Here is an 18,346-nt window from a genome sequence, read left to right as displayed (position 1 = left end):
GTGATAGAGGGATAAAAATATACTCTACCTTAAGCTTATTAGGCATACAAAGGAATGCCCTAAAATTGCGCATTCCTTCGTTTTTATTGTCAAATCATCCGATTAAGCTAATCAAAAGCATGTGTTTTTTGGCCTAGGTGATAAGTGTGCGCGCCCACTTCGTAAAATAGACGTTTCAACTCCCGTAATGGAATATCGCGCAGCATGGTAGTGGGCACAGACAAAGCGTCTCGTTTCCCTGCAAACCACTCCGCCAGCTCTTTCCCCATCATGGTGCCCGGGCCAATACCACGACCGCTGTACCCTGCAACACTGAACAGCCCGCGCTGTAATTGCTGACAATGGGGCAAATGATCCTCACTGTAGGCAATTTTGCCACTCCACGAATACGCCCATTCCACCTTATTCAAAAACGGAAACAGCTCACACACTCGTTGAGACGCCCAATTAGATAAGGCACCGCCTTCTCCGCCCATACCACCAAAAATCAAACGCCCTTGCTGGTCAAGCCGAAAAGAACTCATCACAGTACAGGTGTCCCATACCCCTTCACCGTTCGGTAAAATCTGCGCCAGCTGAGCGGGCGTTAACGGTTGGCTGGCTAACTGGCTGTAAAAGATGGGCACAAATTTACGCGCTTGCTCCTTTACCCCATGTTCGCTGTACGCATTGGTCGCCAAGACGACTTTTTGGGCGTGAACTTCGCCATCTGGCGTATTCACAATCCAGCCCTCTGACGAAGGTTGCACGCTGCTGACGGGAGAGTGATCAAACAGCAAAGCCCCCTCTTTTAGGGCCGCCTTTGCCAACCCACGAGCGTAGGCTAATGGCTGAATCGTGCCGGCCCTAGGGTCGAACAATGCAGAATTAAACTTGCTTGAACCAATGCGCGCTTGGGCTTCTGCGGTGTCCAGCAATTGCACGGGCGCACCGCGCATTTGCATCTGCTCACAACGGCGCTGTAATTGCGCCAAGCCAGGCTTACCCACGCCCGCATGCAAAGTACCATGGCGTACCGCTTCGCATTGGATTTGATACTTTTCGATCAAGCTAAACACCAACTCGGGGGCGTCTGCTAAGGTGTTATATAAGGTTCGTCCCGCGTCCGCGCCTATGGTTTTATCCAGTTGATCTGGCTCCAGCCAAACCCCAGCATTCACCAAGCCCACATTACGGCCAGAACCACCAAAACCAATTTCTTGCGCTTCAATAACCGCAACAGACAAGCCTAACTGAGCAAGGTGAAGCGCCGCGGATAAACCGGTAAAACCGCCACCAACAATCGCCACCTGCACCTCGTGACGCCCTTCTAAAGGCGCTAACTTAGGGCCTTCTGGTGCACTGGCCCGCCACAAAGAATCACACACAGATTCCAGCATACTCACGACCTTAAAGCCGACGACAACGGCCTTAGAAATGGATGGATGAATAAACAACACACCTTACTTGGGTAAGGCTCACAATAAACGGCGAGCCAAACTCGCCGCGTATTGCACTATGCTCGCAACCTAGCCTTACTCAAAAACAATGCCTTGAGCCAATGGCAGATCGCCGCCATAGTTAATCGTATTGGTGGTGCGACGCATGTAGTTTCTCCACGCATCCGAACCAGACTCACGACCACCACCAGTGTCTTTTTCGCCACCAAATGCACCACCGATTTCAGCGCCAGAGGTGCCAATATTGACGTTAGCAATACCGCAATCTGAGCCCGCTGGCGACATAAACAATTCCGCTTCACGTAAACGCTCGGTGAAGACCGCAGAAGATAAGCCTTGTGGCACTTCATTTTGAATTTCAATCGCTTCTTCGAAATCACTGTACGTTAGCACGTACAAAATAGGCGCAAAGGTTTCTTCGTGAACAATAGGAGCGTCGTGAGCGATTCGTACAATGGCGGGGGCCACATAAAAACCACCTGCTGGCACGCCATCCGTTACGCGTTGTCCGCCACAAATGATTTCTCCACCTTGTTGTTTCGCGGTTTCTAACGCCGCTTGCATGCGTGCAAAGCTGCCTTCATCCACCAAGGGCCCGACTAAAGTGCCTTCTTCTAATGGGTTACCAATCGGTAATGAGGTATAAGATTTCGCCAAACGTGCTACCACGCCATCTACCACAGAAGTATGAGTAATAAGGCGACGTAAGGTTGTGCAACGTTGTCCCGCAGTACCCGCGGCGGAAAACACAATCGCCCGCAAGGCTAGATCCAAATCGGCGGAATCCGACACTATCATGGCATTATTGCCACCAAGTTCTAGTAAAGAGCGCCCTAAACGACCAGCCACAGTCGTCGCCACTGCTCGACCCATGGCCGTTGATCCTGTCGCCGACACGAGTGGGAAAGTATTGCTAGCGGCAATGGCCTCCCCTAAATCTCGACCACCTATCATCACAGACACCGCCGCTTTTGGAATGTCTGGCATATCCGCCAATACATTCTGCGCGATTTGATACATGGCCAAGGCACACAAAGGCGCCTTTTCAGACGGTTTTAATAACACAGGGTCACCACAAACCAGCCCAAGCATGGTATTCCACGCCCACACGGCCATCGGGAAATTAAACGCCGTAATCACCGCAACAGGGCCTAGTGGTTGCCATTGCTCCATCATTCGATGCCCTGGACGTTCAGAAACAATCGACAAACCATGCAACATACGAGATTGACCGACCGCAAAGTCACAGACATCGATCCATTCTTGAACTTCACCCAAGGCTTCAGGAACAATCTTGCCCGCTTCTAATGAAATGACTTGAGCCAGCTCTTCTTTGTATTTACGAGCTTCTTCACCAATACGACGCACCAACTCACCACGACGTGGCGCTGGAATGGTTCGCAATACGCTAAAGGCGTCTCTTAGTTCTGCACTGACGCCTTCTAACTGTGCTGGTGTGGCATTGTTGAATTGTGACAAGCGCGCGCCGTCAATGGGGCTGTGCGCAGAAAATTCACTGCCGTCACCCAAGGCTCGTGTATTACCGGTCAACACACTGTAGAAAGTATCGCCCTGTTTTAGTTGATTAACACCCAATGTTTCTAAGCAAGTTAATGACATTCTGAACCTCTGTAATCTTGGTGAAATGACAAATAGAGAAAGCGCTGATGGTCAATTTGCCGCGCTCAAGTCTTTCCAACACCTTACTCAGCTTAGTCAATGATGAGAAATACCGTTTTCCTGAGGGAGGTCTAGTTTTTACCTATAGCCTGCTCCATACTCAGTAAAACACAGGCTTCTGAGGCTCTCTTTATGGACGTTCGATCACTTAGGTACTTCATTGCAGTTTTTGAAGAACGCAGCTTAAGCGCAGCAGCAAAACGCTGCTTTATTGCTCAGCCGTCTATTTCGGCCACCTTAGCGCAACTGGAAGAGGATTTAGACACCAAGCTGTTTGTTCGTCACTCTAAGGGAGTGGCGCCCACGGACAGTGGCACACAGCTCTACCCTCACGCTTGTCGTATGGTGAATGAATTCAGCAATCTCAAAGACATGTTCCGCCACAGTGCCAAACCTCTGGCGCTGTCCATTTCTTTGGCGCCTTTTTTATCTGGCACCTTAATCAGCCAAGTCATTAAAACCATGCTCGATGACATTCCGGGGCTGACATTAAGCTTGGTTGACGCCTCTGAAAGTGCCGACTTACGCTTTACCTGCAGCAACTACATAAACGAAGACGATGTGTTTTACCCACTTTGGGAAGACGATTACGTCATTGCTATGCCGGTTGGCTATTGGTTGGCCGATTACACCTCGCTTTCTATCAAGCAGATCGACAAACAACCTTTTGTCTCGCGCACACCCTGCGATATTTTGGAATCTTGGAACTTCATTATGCAAAAGCAAGGGCTCACCACCGATGTTCGCGCACAAGTGAAAACCGAAGAATACGCACTCGATCTGGTGGCCGCAGGCTTAGGCATTTCACTGATCCCAGAACACTCATCACGCGGCCGTGGCGACATAGTATTACGCACGTTAAATGACATTGCGCTGAAACGAGTAGTCGGCCTTGCTCACAGCAAAGAACACAGTTTTCCTGCGTATGTGATCAACACTATTTTAATGACCAAAAGCAGTTTATTTAGTAAAAAAGCCCCGAAGCACCGTGACCCGCATAATTTTTTTGCATGACTAAGTGCGTTTTTACCCTTTGTCGGTGGGTCAACGCATCCAGTAAAGTCGTTATCAACCGTCATCCTATTTTTAGAGGTAAGTTATGCAAGCATCAGAATTTTTCGACTCTCTATGGCAGCAGTACATTAAGGTGACTCCTCAAGCTAACCGTATCCAAGCTTTGTTTAAAAGCCATGGAGAAAGCGTTCTTAATGATCATGTTGCGTTTCGCACCTTCGCTAACTCACCGGTTTCGTTGGCAAAATTAGAGCCTCAGCTGCTCAGCATGGGCTACCAAGCTTACGGTGCTTTTCGCTTTGAGAATAAACACCTAGTGGCGCGCTGTTACAAACACCCAGAGCATGACGAATTGCCTAAGATCTTTTTGTCAGAACTACTGGTGGACGAGCTCCCTGACAATTGCCAAGCCATCATCCAGACCATGATCAAACAAATTCCGGCAGACGCTGTTCAGTCGCCAGCCGTATTTTGGTCCGGTACCTTATGGCAGCCATTGTCATTCGACGACTATCAAACACTCACCGAACACAGTGAATATGCGGCCTGGCTATCCACTATGGGGTTACAAGCAAATCACTTTACGGTGAGCATTAATCTGTTAGAAGGCTTTACCAGCATCGAACAGGTGAACCAATTACTGTTAGACCAAGGCTATCGCCTAAATGAAGTCGGCGGTTTAGTAAAAGGCTCACCAAGTGTCTACCTCGAACAGTCTTCCACTATGGCCGACAAGATCGAATACACTTTTTCAGACGCCAAAACCAGCACCATCCCAAGTTGCTTCTATGAGTTCGCGCGTCGTCATAAGACACCAGATGGCGTCTTATTCGACAGCTTTATTGAAGGCAATGCGGATAAAATATTCGACTCAACTAACAGCAACTAACGCCTTTTTATAAAACAGGCGATGTTCCAAACGCCAGCCGACTTTTCGTTCAGTGACAGCAGGATTCTGTCACGCGAGCGGCGAAATAGTCGGCTGGCTTTTTTGTCTGTTTTGCCCGTTCTGAAGAAATCTTTTTCTGAGAATCCACATCCTCTGATAAGGAGTATGTACCCGCTAAGCTGGCCGTGTATAATGCTGGCAGTTTTTTTACAGGTCTTACCGTTATGATGATGAATCAAATTATTGAATTTGCGACTAACCACTGGGAAATGGTCGCGGTATTTTTAGCTGTCCTAGCCACATTAATTTTCTCTGAAACAAAAGGTGGCCCACAAGGATTAACCCCTTCTGCGGCAACGACTCTTATGAACACAGAAGACGCTGTGATTCTTGATATTCGTCCAGAAAAGGAATTTAAAACTGGCTTTATCACCGGCTCTTTAAACATCCCTGCGACTAAGATCAAAAGCAGTCTAGGCAAGCTTGAGAAACACAAAGATGCCCCTATTATTGTAGTATGTAAATCTGGCATTCATTCTGGCCCTAGCTCGAAAGAGTTGAAAAAAGCAGGCTTTAGTAAAGTCTTCAAACTTCAAGGCGGCATCGCTGAATGGCAGTCATCTAACCTTCCTCTAGTGAAGAAATAAGAGAGACTATTATGGCAACAGTAACCATTTACTCTAGTGACTACTGCCCGTTTTGCACTCGAGCAAAGCAGTTACTTAGCACAAAAAACGTCGCATACGATGAAATTCGTGTGGATGGACAACCTAAAAAACGCCAAGAAATGATGGAAAAAAGCGGTCGTCATACGGTTCCTCAAATTTGGATCGGTGAACAACACGTTGGCGGTTGTGACGACTTGTTTGCGTTAGAACGTGAACAAAAACTGGATGCTTTGCTTGCTCACTAAATAAAGCGGCAAAAATAGCATCCGGAAAAATAACAACGATATCGCTGTCTAGGACAGTAAATCGGAACACTCTTCATAAGAAAAAGGAATAATAATGGCTGATAATAACGAAGCGGCAGTAAACCAAGAAGAACAAGGTCCTCAGCTTTCTTTACAACGCGTATTTCTAAAAGACATTTCTTTTGAATCTCCACGCTCTCCAATGGTTTTCCAAGAAGAATGGCAACCAGAAGTGGCCATGGAATTGAACACTCGCAGTCGCCAAGTGGGTGAAAGCGTTTATGAAGTCGTGTTAGATATCACTTTGAATGTGAAAAATGCCAATGAACCTGCTTACCTTGTGCAAGTTCAACAAGGTGGATTGTTTGTCATTGCCGGTCTAGACGATCAGCAATTGCACCACGCATTAGGCGCTTTCTGTCCAGCAACATTGTTCCCTTATGCGCGTGAAAATGTTGATGCGACCATTGTTAAAGGCAGTTTCCCTGCCGTGATGCTAGCGCCAATCAACTTTGATGCGCTTTACTTAGAAAATCTTCAGAAACAACAAGCTGAAGCGGCCACAACACAATAACCCGTGTGCACGTTTTTTGCTTATAAAAGGAGGCCCTGTGCCTCCTTTTTTGTGGCATAGTAGTCGTTAGATGCGCTCCAACAGTAACCATTAACTTGGCGTTTACCCATCATGACGAAAAAAAAGAAAAAGCCTTGTCCATATTGCCTTAAAGCTCGCTGGCTTTTACTTTACTTAGCCTGCATGGCATTGATTGGCGTTCTTTTTATTAACCAATTTCTAGGCAAAGGGCATTAATGTTGAAGTGGGCTATTATTTGCGTAACTTTCACCCTATTGACGGGTTGCGCGACCTATAAACAGGAAATAGACCAAGGCTTAACCCTGGCCAAACAAGGCGATTGGAAAAACGCGGAAAACCAACTCACCAAAGCGTTGCACGACAGCCCCCATGACCAATTACTCTATTTCCTTGAAACGGGCGCATTGGCGCAGAATCAAGGGGATTATCAGCGCAGTAACGCCTTGCTGGAACAAGCCGATGAGCTTAGCGATACCTTCTTCCAAAAGAGCTTCAAAAATCGCGCTTGGGCACTCTTAAGCAACCCCAGACAAGAAAATTACCATGGCAGTGGTTTAGAACGAATCTACATCAGTTATCTTAAGTCTCTCAATTACTTAGCCTTATCAGAACAAGCCACTAATCGTGAGCAACGCGACAAACTACGGGACTCCGCTCTGGTAGAAGCCCGCCGCATCGACAATAAACTCAATGAGATTCAAGCGCAGAAACCCAGCTACCAAGATTTAAACGCGAAACAAGACCAAGCCTTTTATATGAAAGCGCTCAGCTGGCTGGGTAACTTCTATAATGGCGGTCGCAGTACCGAAGAATACGCCTATCGCGATGACGCTTGGGCGCGTTATTTAGAAGGTCTGCAATATGAGATCAGCAAACAATACGACGACGCTCGTATCAGCTATCAAGACGCCGCCAAGCTCTACGAAGCAGGTTACGCCAAACAATATAGCCTGTCTGATATGACCGCAGAACGCGCCTGGCTAGACACCATACGTATGATGCGTAAGGGCGGAGGCTGGAGCCAAGATGAAATAAATAAACTCATCAAAAGCAAACTCTCTTTGCCGATGCAAACCGTGCTAGACAGCTACAAAAAAGACGACGCAGAGCTCGTCATTCTCGAACACGAAGGCTTTATTCCAGACAAAAGCGAAATGTCGCTGCGTCTGTACGCCGACCCGAATGCCTATTCTTTGGTATTACAACCTGTAATCGGCGGCAGCCACCAGCAACAAAACGATGCTTTTCGCTGGTTTACCATGGTGTATTCAGACATTAATCCGCTTAACTTGATCGCCAATTACAAAGCGGGTGGCGCTTGGGGCGCCGTCAGTGGTGTCTTCACCAAGCGCGTCATTGTCGGTCCGGCGGTGTGGAAACAACTCGAACAAGCCCATTTAGACACACTACTAACCCAGCAGTTTATTCGCGTCACCGTGCCCTATTACACACGTTTTACACTCGACCACCAAACCCCTATATTGGCATTAAACGCCAGCGGCACAGATAAAGACACGGCCAACAGTACTGGTAAAAGTACAGACCAAAACTCTGACAAAAGTACAGATAAAACCGAGCCGGCGAGCCAAACCATCCGCATGACATCCCTGGCGGATATCGCCTTCCAAGAACAGCTGTTTGAAGCACAGCGCGACATATACGAAGGCTTGGTTCGTGAATTATTACGAAGTTGGCTCGCTGATCGGGTGGCGCGAAGTGTCAAAGATGATACCGCCAGCTTGATCCTCAGCTTGATCGGCCAAGTGTCTGTGTTCGCCTCTTCGGCTGCCGACACGCGCAACTGGCTCACCTTGCCTGCGCAAGTGCGTTTAACTCGTAAAGCAATACCAGCTCGCCCTTACGAGCCAACTTACTCGGTAGACAAGCAACATTTTTCATTGGGGAAAATTGTGTTAAAACCCAATGAAATAAAAGTGTGGAACTTACGTAACCCAAACTAAACTGACGACTCTAAACACCTAAAATTTTAGGTAAGTAAATAAGGACTCTGATCATGCGCCTATTAGCTCAATGGAAACATTTAATTGTGATACTGCTCGCCGTTACCTTAGTAGCCTGCTCGGGTAGTGTTAAACGAATCGACACGGACAAAGAAGTGGCGGTTTCTGATCGCTGGAACGACATCGATTCTAAATTGGTCGCCGATGCCATGATCAATGACATGTTGAGTTTCCCTTGGTACCGAGATTACAACTTCTCGAAAAAAGGCAATCCAACCGTCATTATTCAGACCATTCGCAACAAAAGCTCAGAACATATCCCTGTGGATACCTTTGTGAATGACATCAAACGCAGCCTGTTACGCGCGGGTAAAGTGGACTTTGTGGTGTCTGGCGAAGAACGTGAAGACATTCGTACCGAAAGAAGCGATCAAGAAATGAATGCCGCTCCTGATACTGTGGCGAAATTCGGCCTTGAACAGGGTGCCGGCTTTGCTTTGTCTGGCACCATCAACTCCATCGTCGATTCGAACGGTGACGAGCGAGTGACTTTTTATCAAGTGGATTTAAAACTGATCGACATGACAACCAACCGAGAAGTATGGAATGGTCAGAAGAAAATCAAAAAGCTGGCGACTAAAGGTGGTTTCTTCTAACGATGAACAAAGCCTCCTTGTTTCGATCTTTTAGCTGGCTGCTCGTCGCGTCCTTTAGTCTCGCCAGCTTAACCGGCTGCATCAGCGCATTGAGCGGCGACAGCCTGGTCAAGACAGACTCATCCGATGTGCCTGATTGGGTCTTGTCTCCGCCCAGTGATCGCTCTCACCTGTATGGTGTTGGCAGTGCGCCACGCATCGATAATCTCGCGTTGGCGTTCTCACAAGCAGAGCAAAACGGCAATGCACAGATTGCCCAACAGCTGCGTACCCAAGTGAGTCAGGTTAATACCCAAGACACTCAGGTGTCGTCGACCTCAGGGCAACACGAGCAAGTCGTGCGGATACAAAGCGCGTACACCCAAGTCAAAACCGCGCCCATTGAACTAGAACAAACCGTCAATGAGCAACGTTTCGCAGGCGCCGATTACGTCTATGTTTTGCAGTCCATTGATCGCCAACGCATCATCGCAAAATTAACCGCTATGCTAAGCGACACCGACGACCAGATTCGCAGCGCGGCGGCTAGGTTAAGCACCACCCCTGAGCAAACGGCAGCCGTAAAAGACTGGCGCACTTACATGGGATTGATTCGCCTATTTGCCCAACGTAAAACCTATCAGGATGAGCTCAATCTCTATTCGACTCAAAATGGGTTAAGCGGTCGTGCAGACAAAGACTTACAAGCCACGGAGCGTCAACTCAATCAAGCACTAAGCCAGTTTGGTTTTGATATTTCTGCCACCGAGCAAGGTCATTTATTGGCAAGTGAATTGTCCAAATATGGGTTGGTTGCAAAGCAAGGTGGTGTGTTTCGCTTATCCTCTAAAACCTCCAGCCATAGTCAGACACAAAGTGGGCGCTATTATGTGTTCCAAGAAGGCACCTTGTCCCTTATTGGGCCTGACAATGGTCACTTGGCATCTTGGAACCTGAGTGCTCGTGGAATAGATAAAAACCAGCAAAGCGCAGAAAACAAAGCCGCTGAAGATTGGTCGCAACAAGCCATCAGCACGTTATTTAGCTGGCTGACCAGCCAGAAATAAACGTCTGGGTATCATGGCCAGACGGCAGCTTTTCGCCAATTAGTAAAGGTAAAAAAGCGGCCTCTGTGATCCACAGAGGCCGCTTTTGTTTATCTGCTCAACTCGATTTGTCAGTTAATGCACCAAGCCCACAGCAATCACAGGGAAGGCGACAATCAAGGCCAAGCGCAATAAGTCAGAGATCACAAACGGCACCACGCCCTTGTACATGTCTCCCAGACCAATATGCGGCGCCACTGATTTAATCACGAAGACATTCATGCCAACCGGTGGCGTTATCAGCCCCAGCTCAACGGTAATCACAGCCACAATACCAAACCAGATAGGGTCAAAGCCCGCGGCTTCAATCAGGGGATAAACCACAGGAACGGTCAGCAACAGCATGGCAATACTGTCCATCACACAGCCCAGCAACATAAACAAAACAAGCACACACAATAACACCATGTATGGGCTCAGGTTTAAGCTGCCGACATACTCCACCAAGGAGAAAGAAATACGCGATACCGATAAGAAATAACCAAATATTTCCGCGCCTATGATCATAAAAAAGATCATCGCAGACATCACCAAGGTTTCGCTCACGGCTTCTTGAAATTGCTGGAAGCGCATCCCTCTGGCCAAGGCAATAACCAAGGTCGCACCTGCACCCACAGCAGCGGCTTCAGTTGGCGTAAACCAACCGGTGTAAATACCGCCGATAATAAACAAGAACACCGTAGAGAAAGGCAACAAGCCTTTCAAGCCAATGATTTTCTGCTTTAACGTCGTCGCTTCACCAGGGTTCGCACTCTTCGGAAAAAGCGTCACCACCACGGCCACAGTAAGACCGTACATCACCAAGCCCATGAGGCCTGGCACTATGCCTGCGATAAACATATCGCCCACCGATTGCTCAGTGATCAAGGCATACAACAAGAGCGCAATCGACGGTGGAATCATCACCCCTAAAGTACCGCCTGCCGCTAACACACCACTGGCCAGCGTCGGTGCATAACCGTTTTTCTCCATTTCAGGCAAGGCCACACGAGACATGCTTGCCGCCGTCGCCAAAGAAGAACCTGAAATCGCAGAAAAGATGCCGCAGGAGGTCACGGCCGCCAATGCCATGCCACCACGCCAGCTGCCAAACATGGTTCGTGCGCCTTGGAAGAGCGCCTGTGACATGCCGGCTTTTGAGGCAAATACCCCCATCAAAATAAACATAGGAATAGGACTGAAACTGTAGTTCGACAGAGTCTCAAAAGGTCCGTTTGCCAAAATAGACACCGCAGGATCAAACGCCACAATCCAGGTAAACCCACCAAAGCCAATCAGCGCCATCGTTAACGCAATGGGCGCTCGCAGCACAATTAATAGCATCATAAACGCGATGCAAACTAAACCTATCATTGAGGTACTCATGATTCTGCCTTCCCACAAATTAATAAATCGAACGCGTAGACAAACGCAGAAACAGCCAGCATCACGGTTGCAAATGTGGCCACTGAGTAAAAGTAGGTTAATGGGATCATCAGGTCTTGAGTGGTTTCATAACTCATCGCGGCGTCTTCAATGTGTAGGTAAAAACTATATGCCATCGCCGCCCCAAATAGGCCAAAGCAAACACTATAAAACGCTTCAAACATGACCTTTGTTCTGGCTTTAAAACCGTCTGTAAACAGGTCAACAATCACCTGTGATCGGCTGACCGAGTGCGGCAAAATAAACAATACCGTAAACAACAAGCTGTACTTAACCAGCTCTATGCCACCGGTAAAAGTCCAATCCAGCGCGCCATCGGTAAGGGTAAAGATTCCGCGAGTAGCAACATCCACTAAGGTTACACACATCATGGCGACTAAAAAGAAGCCGCCAATCAGATGCATAAAATGGGTGATTCGCGCTATAAAACAGGTTACTGCTTTCATGAAAAGTCCCCAGATAACGCTGTAAAAACAGTCTTCATCATCGCTTATTTACACGCGGTTTGTGATAGTTCGATAGCGCGAGCGTAGACCTTATAAGAGGGTAAGCCTTTCTTTTGCAGCTCTTTTAAGTAATCTTCGGTGGCTTGATACAGCACAGGTTTCCACAATGGGTTTTCTGCACCATCTTTGATGATGTCTATCGTGTCACCCATTTCAATGGCTTGGGCACGCCCTTTCGCATCCAGTTCATCAAATACCTTCGCGGCTTTTTCAGACCATTTCATGCCTGAGTTGTTATCGATGACCTTTTTAAGATCGGCAGGAAGGCGGTTATAGAAGGACTTGTTCATTGTCATCACGAAGGCCAAGGTATAAAGGCCACCCACTTCTGTGTGGTATTTGGTTAACTCGTTAAGTCGGAAGGTATATTGCCCTTCCCATGGCAAGGCAACCCCATCAATCACACCGCGCTGAGTGGATTGATAAGCGTCTGGCGCAGGCATACCAACAGGCTGAGCACCGAGTCCTTCTAATAGTTTCGCGACCACAGAAGTCGGACGACGAATGCGTAAGCCCGCTAAATCTTCTGGGGTTTTAATTTCTTTGTCTGTGGTGTGCAGCACACCAGGCCCATGGGTAAACATAAACAGAGGCTTGGTTTGGCGATACTCTTTCGCAATCAAACCTTCATCGTATAAGCTTTCGACGATGCAAGAGCCTTGCGCAGCGTCTTTCGCCACCCCTGGCAGCTCAACAATTTGTGTAAGAGGGAAACGGTTGGCGGTGTAACCCTGAATAGCAACGGCCACATCAGCAATGCTGTTTTTCACCGCATCGTATTGGCCTGTGGCTTTCGCCAAGGTACCGGAAGGGTAGATTTGAACGTCTATGCGCCCATTAGATTCTTCTTCTACCGATTTTGCCCACACATGGAACAGCTCTTTACTTTGCCCAGAAACCTCTGGGAAAAAGTGACTGAAACGCAAAGTGTATTCAGCGGATGCGTGTACTTGAGCAATGGCGGAAACGGCAACGGCTGCGACAGCCGCCTGCTTTATTATTTTTCTCATGTTCGACTCCGAAGTATCATTATATTTATTATATTGTGCTGCGATCCTTTGCAGTATTCTCTTTAAAAGCTAACAAGCAAATCCTTAAAAAGGTAATTGATTCTGAGTTTTATCTATTGGAAAAATGAATAGCAAAATCTTATTTTTGAAGGAGGTGTTTTCCTTCCGCTCAAAAATAAAATACAAATATTTTATAAACCCAATGATTTATAAGGCTTTTTAAGAAATTGTAATTTCATACTTTATAATCAACCTCTTTCATTTTTTGTTTAACCTAATGATTTTCACTTGGTAAAATTGGCTCATAAGGCAAGCCGACATATTGCATAGCAATCACTCGGCGCCCTTCTTCTGTTCCCGTATAGAAGTTCAACTCAGAACTCATGAATTTTTCAAAGGTTGCGGCGTCTGCGCCATTGACCGATACATCACCAAAATCGTGCATCATATTCGTCATCCACCAAGAGAAACGCTCGCCATTCCACACTCGACGCAAACAAATATCAGAATACTGAGAAATACAGGCGGTATCCTTATGTTGATACACTCGGGTCAACACCTTGTATAAGGTTGCAACATCAGACGCCGCCAAGTTCAGCCCTTTTGCCCCTGTTGGCGGCACAATATGCGCGGCGTCGCCGACGAGAAACAATTGACCGTATTGCATTGGCTCACAAACAAAAGAACGCAGTGGGGCGATGCTTTTCTCAATACTTGGCCCTGTGACCAACTGACTAGACACATCGTCTGGTAAACGTTTCTTCAACTCTTCCCAAAAATCATCATCGCTCCAGTTCTCCGCTTTGTCGGTTAAAGGCACCTGTAAGTAATAACGGGAACGGGTTGGCGAACGCATACTGGCGAGGGCAAAACCTCGATCTGTTTTGCAGTAAATCAATTCATGGTTAACCGGTGGTGTATCGGCTAGTAGCCCTAACCAACCAAACGGATAAACCCGTTCATACTCAGTGCGAACACTTAGGGGAATAGTTTGACGAGAAACACCATGAAAACCATCGCAACCGGCTATGTAGTCACAATCCAAGCGCTGCAATTGCCCGTCTTGCTCAAAGGTCACATAAGGCGATTCGGTTTTCACGTCGTGCAAAAGCACATTGCTAGATTCGTAATGGGTCGTTAATCCGGCGGCGGCACGAGCTTGCATCAAATCCCGTGTCACTTCGGTTTGACCATACACCATCACGGTATCACCGCCGGTGAGTTCGGCTAGATCAATGTGCACACGCTTATTATTAAAGGCCAATTCAAAGCCGCTGTGAATTTCACCTTCTTTATCCATGCGCTCATTCACACCCGCTTCACGCAATAAGTCCATCATACCTTGCTCAAGAACACCGGCACGGATACGCCCTAAAACGTAATCCCCTGAGGCGCGCTCAATAATGACATTGTCTATTCCTTGTTTGGCCAGCAACTGGCCTAACAATAATCCTGCCGGACCTGCACCGATAATAGCGACTTGTGTTCTCATTTTTTCTCACCTTATGCTTTTATTTTTTTTCTTTAGCGAGATCATTGCTCGCCATAAAGTGAGTTTATAGTGGCGAATTAAAAGCCCTTCCGTTAGGCACATTATGATCAAAAAATTGTACTTTTCGATCATCTATAGATTTATTTAAGAAATCTATATTTCGACAAAAACCATAGAAAAGGCGTGCTTTTGTGGCTATTTTTAAGTAAAAACAGAGATATTCAATAAAAAGTAATCATAAAGAGCACACGCTTTGGTTTTCTCTTTATTGCACCTTTTGGAAAAATAATAAAAACATGATGACAAACAACAGCATTCCTCACTTTGGTTTATATGGCGAATCTAATTGGATTGATGACCCTGATTTTTTTCATATAGAAGCGATAGAATCTCGCAGCAGTCATTTGGATTGGAAAATCAAAGCCCATCGCCATGCCCAGTTGTTTCAGATTTTGATTCTTAAATCGGGCAGCGCCAATATTCAAATGGATGAACAGCAGCAACACTTACTCGGCAGTTGGGCCATTATTGTGCCTACGGGGGTGGTTCATAGTTTTCAATTTGCTCCCGACACTGATGGTCGAGTCATTACCATTGCCGTGCCTGTGATCGACCGCATCGGCAAAGAAGCCGAACAATTTATCAAACCCTTATTGAATCAGCCAGGCTACATCCCTTTTAACGGGCAGCCATCCATGCTGAGAGAGCTTTGGCCGCTGATCGAGCAACTGGAAAAAGAACTGCAATACTCGCGAGAAGGCCGTGGATTGATGTGTCATTACTTAATCAATGCCATTCTTCTGCAATTGAGGCGTCAACAACGCCTGAGTGGTGAGCAACATGCGGTCATGTCGACGCAAGACCGTCAGATGCAGGCACTAAAAACCCTCATCGAGCAGCACTACAAAGAGCATTGGAGCAGTGATCAATACGCGCAGGCATTAGGTTCCTCTATTAGCCGTTTGAATCGCGCCAGTAAAGCGGTTCTGCAACAGAGCATCCATGACTTAATCCATGGGAGGTTGCTCTTAGAAGCCAAGCGGCAACTTCTGTACACCAGCCAATCCATTGAAGAAATTGCTTATAATCTAGGCTTCAAAGACCCGGCCTATTTCTCGCGTTTTTTCAAAAAGAACACAGGCTATCCTCCAGGAAGGTTCCGTGCGGCCAGCCAGCAGCCGATTCAATAACACAGTAAAAATCACCCTATGTAGAGGGTTGTTGCGTTAACGGTTAGTTTTTCTCAACTATTAGCTGAAAATTGATCGTTTGTTCAAGATTCATCCATTCGCTACTATAAAAAGCGTAAACAAAACACGATTTTTATTTAGGAGATAAACGATGAAAACTGATTACAAATACGACAACCTAGGTAACTTAGACACTGATTACTACGTAGAAAAAGCCTACGAAATGCGCCGTGTTTACCTTTCTCTAGCGTTCAAAAAAGTGGTTTCTGGCATTAAAAAAGTAATTGTTAGCTTGATCCCTAATCGTTCAGTTCAAGGCCACACAGCACACTAATCATTCGCGTCACCGACTAGTCGATTGCCGTTGTTATCAACAGCCGTAATGAAGACTAAACGACCCACGTTCCCGATCGTAAGGTAAGAATAACAATACCGATCTGGTTACGGGTTCAATCCCCCTCTTAGTACAACTCTTTTCCTACCCTATTTCTCACTCTGCTTTTCAAAAACAACACACCCTATTTTAATGCGTTATTACCCCGTTCTGTGACAGCCTATGGCGCTCACTGTGTTCCACCGACTCGTGCCCGACAGACCGTCATCAAACGGTCATAAATACGACATAAACTGATGTGCATCAACAAGCTGATGAAGTGTTAAGACGACGATGAGCACGAACGAGAACAAAATTTTACTGGATAAGATTTTAAATGACGGCTTAATTACGCCGCTTTTTCAGCCCATCTATGATTTATCATCTGGTGCAATCTACGGCAATGAAGCCCTCTCTCGAGGCCCTGAAAACACGCCTTTGTTCACCCCTGACGCTCTGTTTACCTTGGCCACTGAAGAGCATCGATTGCACGAACTTGAGCTGCTTTGTCGCGAGCGAGCACTGACTCGTTTTGCCAAACTGGCGCTGCCAGGACGCTTATTTCTGAACGTGAGCGCGTCTCTATTAAGCTCGCCTTACCATCAAAAAGGCATGACGCTCAATATTCTTAATGACCTTGGTCTCAACCAAAAAGACATCATTATTGAGCTCTCTGAACAGCATCCTTACGACCATAATGGATTGTCGAGAACCAGTGTCGAGCATTATCGAAAAATGGGCTTCCAAGTCGCTATTGACGATCTTGGTGTGGGGTATTCAGGCCTTAGATTATGGTCAGAATTGCAGCCTGACATTGTCAAAATCGACAAGCATTTCATTCATGACATTGATAAAGACGAAATCAAGCGGGAGTTTGTTCGCTCCATCATTACCATTGCCCAACGCTTAGATTGCAAACTGATTGCCGAAGGCATAGAAACACAGCAGGAGTTGGACCAGCTCATCGAAATGGGGGTCACATTCGGCCAAGGTTTCTTTCTCGCTCGACCGGTAGAAAAACCCTCATCACAACCTAACGCGTATTTGGAAAAACACGCCCAACGTCGTGCTGCCTTCAACATTGATCATGCAGAAACAGTACAAACCTTATCAAGAGCCACGCCTAACGTTTATGCCGACAGCCCTTTAAACAGCGTGTCTCTGCTTTTTACCGAGCACCCTGACGTGTTCGCTATTCCGGTTCTAAACAAGGCAGATGAGCCCATCGGTGTTGTCCGACGCTATCAGTTGCATGAGTTATTTTCGACCACCTATGGCCGCGCTTTATACGAATACAAACCTGCCATCACCTTACTTAGTGAAGATGTGCTGATCGTTGAAAGCGGCGTTAGTCTGGCGACTGTGTCTGAGCTAGTCACCAACCAAGAAGCCAATACACTCAACAACGAAATCATCATTGTTCGAGACGGTAAATTTATTGGTACAGGGCATTTACGCGATCTGCTCAAGCGCATTACCGAACTCAAAATACAAAATGCGACCTACTCGAACCCGCTCACCTTGTTGCCTGGGAATGTGCCAATCCACAAAGAAGTCAGCCTGCGTTTAAAAGCCAAAGAAGACTTCTATGTGGCCTATTTCGATCTCAATGATTTCAAACCTTTTAACGACTACTTTGGTTACTCCAAAGGGGACGCTATTATTCAATTGGTCGGCAACCTTATTAAAGATGAAGTGAGTCCTGATGGTAACTTTATCGGCCATATCGGCGGCGATGATTTTGTCGCCATTTTTCGATCGCCAAATTGGGAACAGCAATGTCGCGCTATCTTGGCTAGGTTTGCTCAAGAAGTTCGTCATTTCTACACACAAGAAACCCTCCAAGAAGGCGGTGTCTGGACGCAAAGCCGACAAGGCGAGACGGTATTTCACCCCATTTTAAGCCTCGCTATTGGGGTGGTGAACCCAAACCCTGATGAATGTGACAACCACCATCTCGTCGCCGAGCTAGCGGCGCAAGCCAAGAAATCCGCAAAGCAAAAAGGCGGCAATTACCTTTACCTTCAGCCTTATCAAAATACCTATTTCACCCCCAGTATCGCTATGTGACAGAACCGTCATCTCACGCTCATATATTTGTCATGAAGCCAGCTTATC

The 18,346-nt window shown here is 46.9% G+C and carries 17 protein-coding genes; 11 read left to right on the top strand and 6 right to left on the bottom strand.

Annotated features, from left to right (window positions below; all coding sequences use genetic code 11):
* Positions 1-107 precede the first annotated feature (107 nt).
* Both E0D71_RS06720 and E0D71_RS06715 read right to left on the bottom strand, forming a co-directional pair.
* Positions 108-1,436: an FAD-binding oxidoreductase gene (locus tag E0D71_RS06720; protein WP_243711955.1), complete on the bottom strand. Its 1,329-nt coding sequence runs from the start codon at positions 1,434-1,436 to the stop codon at positions 108-110.
* 78 nt (positions 1,437-1,514) lie between these two features.
* Positions 1,515-3,059 (bottom strand): aldehyde dehydrogenase family protein, encoded by a 1,545-nt coding sequence (locus E0D71_RS06715; RefSeq protein WP_133002542.1) that lies wholly within the window; start codon positions 3,057-3,059, stop codon positions 1,515-1,517.
* 192 nt (positions 3,060-3,251) lie between these two features.
* Here E0D71_RS06715 and E0D71_RS06710 point away from each other — a divergent pair, with 192 nt between their 5' ends.
* The 8 genes from E0D71_RS06710 (at position 3,252) to E0D71_RS06675 (ending at position 10,193) form a co-directional block, all read left to right on the top strand.
* Entirely contained in the window at positions 3,252-4,133 is an 882-nt protein-coding gene (locus E0D71_RS06710) for a LysR family transcriptional regulator (RefSeq protein WP_133002541.1), read from the top strand.
* A gap of 85 nt (positions 4,134-4,218) precedes the next feature.
* Entirely contained in the window at positions 4,219-5,022 is an 804-nt protein-coding gene (locus E0D71_RS06705; protein WP_133002540.1) for a DUF1338 domain-containing protein, read from the top strand.
* 224 nt (positions 5,023-5,246) lie between these two features.
* On the top strand, positions 5,247-5,669 hold the full coding sequence (locus E0D71_RS06700) for a rhodanese-like domain-containing protein (protein WP_243711954.1): 423 nt from the start codon (positions 5,247-5,249) through the stop codon (positions 5,667-5,669).
* Between the two features lie 11 nt (positions 5,670-5,680).
* Positions 5,681-5,935 carry a glutaredoxin 3 gene (gene grxC / locus E0D71_RS06695; RefSeq protein ID WP_133002539.1) on the top strand — a complete coding sequence of 85 codons (255 nt, stop codon included), beginning with the start codon at positions 5,681-5,683 and terminating at the stop codon, positions 5,933-5,935.
* Between the two features lie 94 nt (positions 5,936-6,029).
* Positions 6,030-6,509: a protein-export chaperone SecB gene (secB, locus tag E0D71_RS06690; RefSeq protein WP_133002538.1), complete on the top strand. Its 480-nt coding sequence runs from the start codon at positions 6,030-6,032 to the stop codon at positions 6,507-6,509.
* Positions 6,510-6,745: 236 nt separating this feature from the next.
* The gene (locus E0D71_RS06685) at positions 6,746-8,491 is read left to right on the top strand and encodes a hypothetical protein (RefSeq protein WP_243711953.1); all 1,746 of its coding nucleotides are present in this window, start codon (positions 6,746-6,748) and stop codon (positions 8,489-8,491) included.
* Between the two features lie 53 nt (positions 8,492-8,544).
* The gene (locus tag E0D71_RS06680; RefSeq protein ID WP_133002537.1) at positions 8,545-9,147 is read left to right on the top strand and encodes a penicillin-binding protein activator LpoB; all 603 of its coding nucleotides are present in this window, start codon (positions 8,545-8,547) and stop codon (positions 9,145-9,147) included.
* 2 nt (positions 9,148-9,149) lie between these two features.
* Positions 9,150-10,193, top strand: a complete 1,044-nt coding sequence (locus E0D71_RS06675) for an LPP20 family lipoprotein (RefSeq protein ID WP_133002536.1) — start codon at positions 9,150-9,152, stop codon at positions 10,191-10,193.
* 114 nt (positions 10,194-10,307) lie between these two features.
* Here the strand turns inward: E0D71_RS06675 and E0D71_RS06670 are convergent, their stop codons facing one another.
* From E0D71_RS06670 to pobA, 4 genes are all read right to left on the bottom strand, one after another.
* Positions 10,308-11,597 (bottom strand): TRAP transporter large permease, encoded by a 1,290-nt coding sequence (locus E0D71_RS06670; RefSeq protein WP_133002535.1) that lies wholly within the window; start codon positions 11,595-11,597, stop codon positions 10,308-10,310.
* Positions 11,594-12,103, bottom strand: a complete 510-nt coding sequence (locus E0D71_RS06665; RefSeq protein ID WP_133002534.1) for a TRAP transporter small permease subunit — start codon at positions 12,101-12,103, stop codon at positions 11,594-11,596. The genes E0D71_RS06670 and E0D71_RS06665 overlap by 4 nt, the downstream gene beginning before the upstream one ends.
* 44 nt (positions 12,104-12,147) lie before the next feature.
* The gene (locus E0D71_RS06660; RefSeq protein WP_133002533.1) at positions 12,148-13,173 is read right to left on the bottom strand and encodes a TRAP transporter substrate-binding protein; all 1,026 of its coding nucleotides are present in this window, start codon (positions 13,171-13,173) and stop codon (positions 12,148-12,150) included.
* 274 nt (positions 13,174-13,447) lie between these two features.
* Positions 13,448-14,665, bottom strand: coding sequence for a 4-hydroxybenzoate 3-monooxygenase (gene pobA, locus E0D71_RS06655; protein WP_133002532.1), 1,218 nt, complete (start codon positions 14,663-14,665; stop codon positions 13,448-13,450).
* Between the two features lie 296 nt (positions 14,666-14,961).
* Here pobA and E0D71_RS06650 point away from each other — a divergent pair, with 296 nt between their 5' ends.
* The 3 genes from E0D71_RS06650 to E0D71_RS06640 all read left to right on the top strand — a co-directional run bounded on the left by E0D71_RS06650 (position 14,962) and on the right by E0D71_RS06640 (position 18,298).
* The gene (locus tag E0D71_RS06650) at positions 14,962-15,855 is read left to right on the top strand and encodes a helix-turn-helix domain-containing protein (protein WP_243711951.1); all 894 of its coding nucleotides are present in this window, start codon (positions 14,962-14,964) and stop codon (positions 15,853-15,855) included.
* Between the two features lie 151 nt (positions 15,856-16,006).
* Positions 16,007-16,189 carry a hypothetical protein gene (locus E0D71_RS06645; protein WP_133002531.1) on the top strand — a complete coding sequence of 61 codons (183 nt, stop codon included), beginning with the start codon at positions 16,007-16,009 and terminating at the stop codon, positions 16,187-16,189.
* Positions 16,190-16,522: 333 nt separating this feature from the next.
* On the top strand, positions 16,523-18,298 hold the full coding sequence (locus E0D71_RS06640; protein WP_133002530.1) for a bifunctional diguanylate cyclase/phosphodiesterase: 1,776 nt from the start codon (positions 16,523-16,525) through the stop codon (positions 18,296-18,298).
* Positions 18,299-18,346: the final 48 nt, after the last annotated feature.

The organism is Marinomonas sp. KMM3893, from assembly GCF_004352855.1.
GTDB lineage: Bacteria > Pseudomonadota > Gammaproteobacteria > Pseudomonadales > Marinomonadaceae > Marinomonas > Marinomonas arenicola.
This window is presented reverse-complemented; position numbering and strand designations above follow the sequence as displayed.

Coding starts and splice junctions, on each gene's coding strand:
- grxC (WP_133002539.1), top strand. CDS start 5,681: ATGGCAACAGTAACCATTTACTCTAGTGACTACTGCCCGTTTTGCACT.
- E0D71_RS06705 (WP_133002540.1), top strand. CDS start 4,219: ATGCAAGCATCAGAATTTTTCGACTCTCTATGGCAGCAGTACATTAAG.
- E0D71_RS06685 (WP_243711953.1), top strand. CDS start 6,746: ATGTTGAAGTGGGCTATTATTTGCGTAACTTTCACCCTATTGACGGGT.
- E0D71_RS06650 (WP_243711951.1), top strand. CDS start 14,962: ATGATGACAAACAACAGCATTCCTCACTTTGGTTTATATGGCGAATCT.
- E0D71_RS06645 (WP_133002531.1), top strand. CDS start 16,007: ATGAAAACTGATTACAAATACGACAACCTAGGTAACTTAGACACTGAT.
- E0D71_RS06680 (WP_133002537.1), top strand. CDS start 8,545: ATGCGCCTATTAGCTCAATGGAAACATTTAATTGTGATACTGCTCGCC.
- E0D71_RS06700 (WP_243711954.1), top strand. CDS start 5,247: ATGATGATGAATCAAATTATTGAATTTGCGACTAACCACTGGGAAATG.
- E0D71_RS06665 (WP_133002534.1), bottom strand. CDS start 12,103: ATGAAAGCAGTAACCTGTTTTATAGCGCGAATCACCCATTTTATGCAT.
- pobA (WP_133002532.1), bottom strand. CDS start 14,665: ATGAGAACACAAGTCGCTATTATCGGTGCAGGTCCGGCAGGATTATTG.
- E0D71_RS06670 (WP_133002535.1), bottom strand. CDS start 11,597: ATGAGTACCTCAATGATAGGTTTAGTTTGCATCGCGTTTATGATGCTA.
- E0D71_RS06660 (WP_133002533.1), bottom strand. CDS start 13,173: ATGAGAAAAATAATAAAGCAGGCGGCTGTCGCAGCCGTTGCCGTTTCC.
- E0D71_RS06710 (WP_133002541.1), top strand. CDS start 3,252: ATGGACGTTCGATCACTTAGGTACTTCATTGCAGTTTTTGAAGAACGC.
- E0D71_RS06675 (WP_133002536.1), top strand. CDS start 9,150: ATGAACAAAGCCTCCTTGTTTCGATCTTTTAGCTGGCTGCTCGTCGCG.
- E0D71_RS06640 (WP_133002530.1), top strand. CDS start 16,523: ATGAGCACGAACGAGAACAAAATTTTACTGGATAAGATTTTAAATGAC.
- E0D71_RS06715 (WP_133002542.1), bottom strand. CDS start 3,059: ATGTCATTAACTTGCTTAGAAACATTGGGTGTTAATCAACTAAAACAG.
- secB (WP_133002538.1), top strand. CDS start 6,030: ATGGCTGATAATAACGAAGCGGCAGTAAACCAAGAAGAACAAGGTCCT.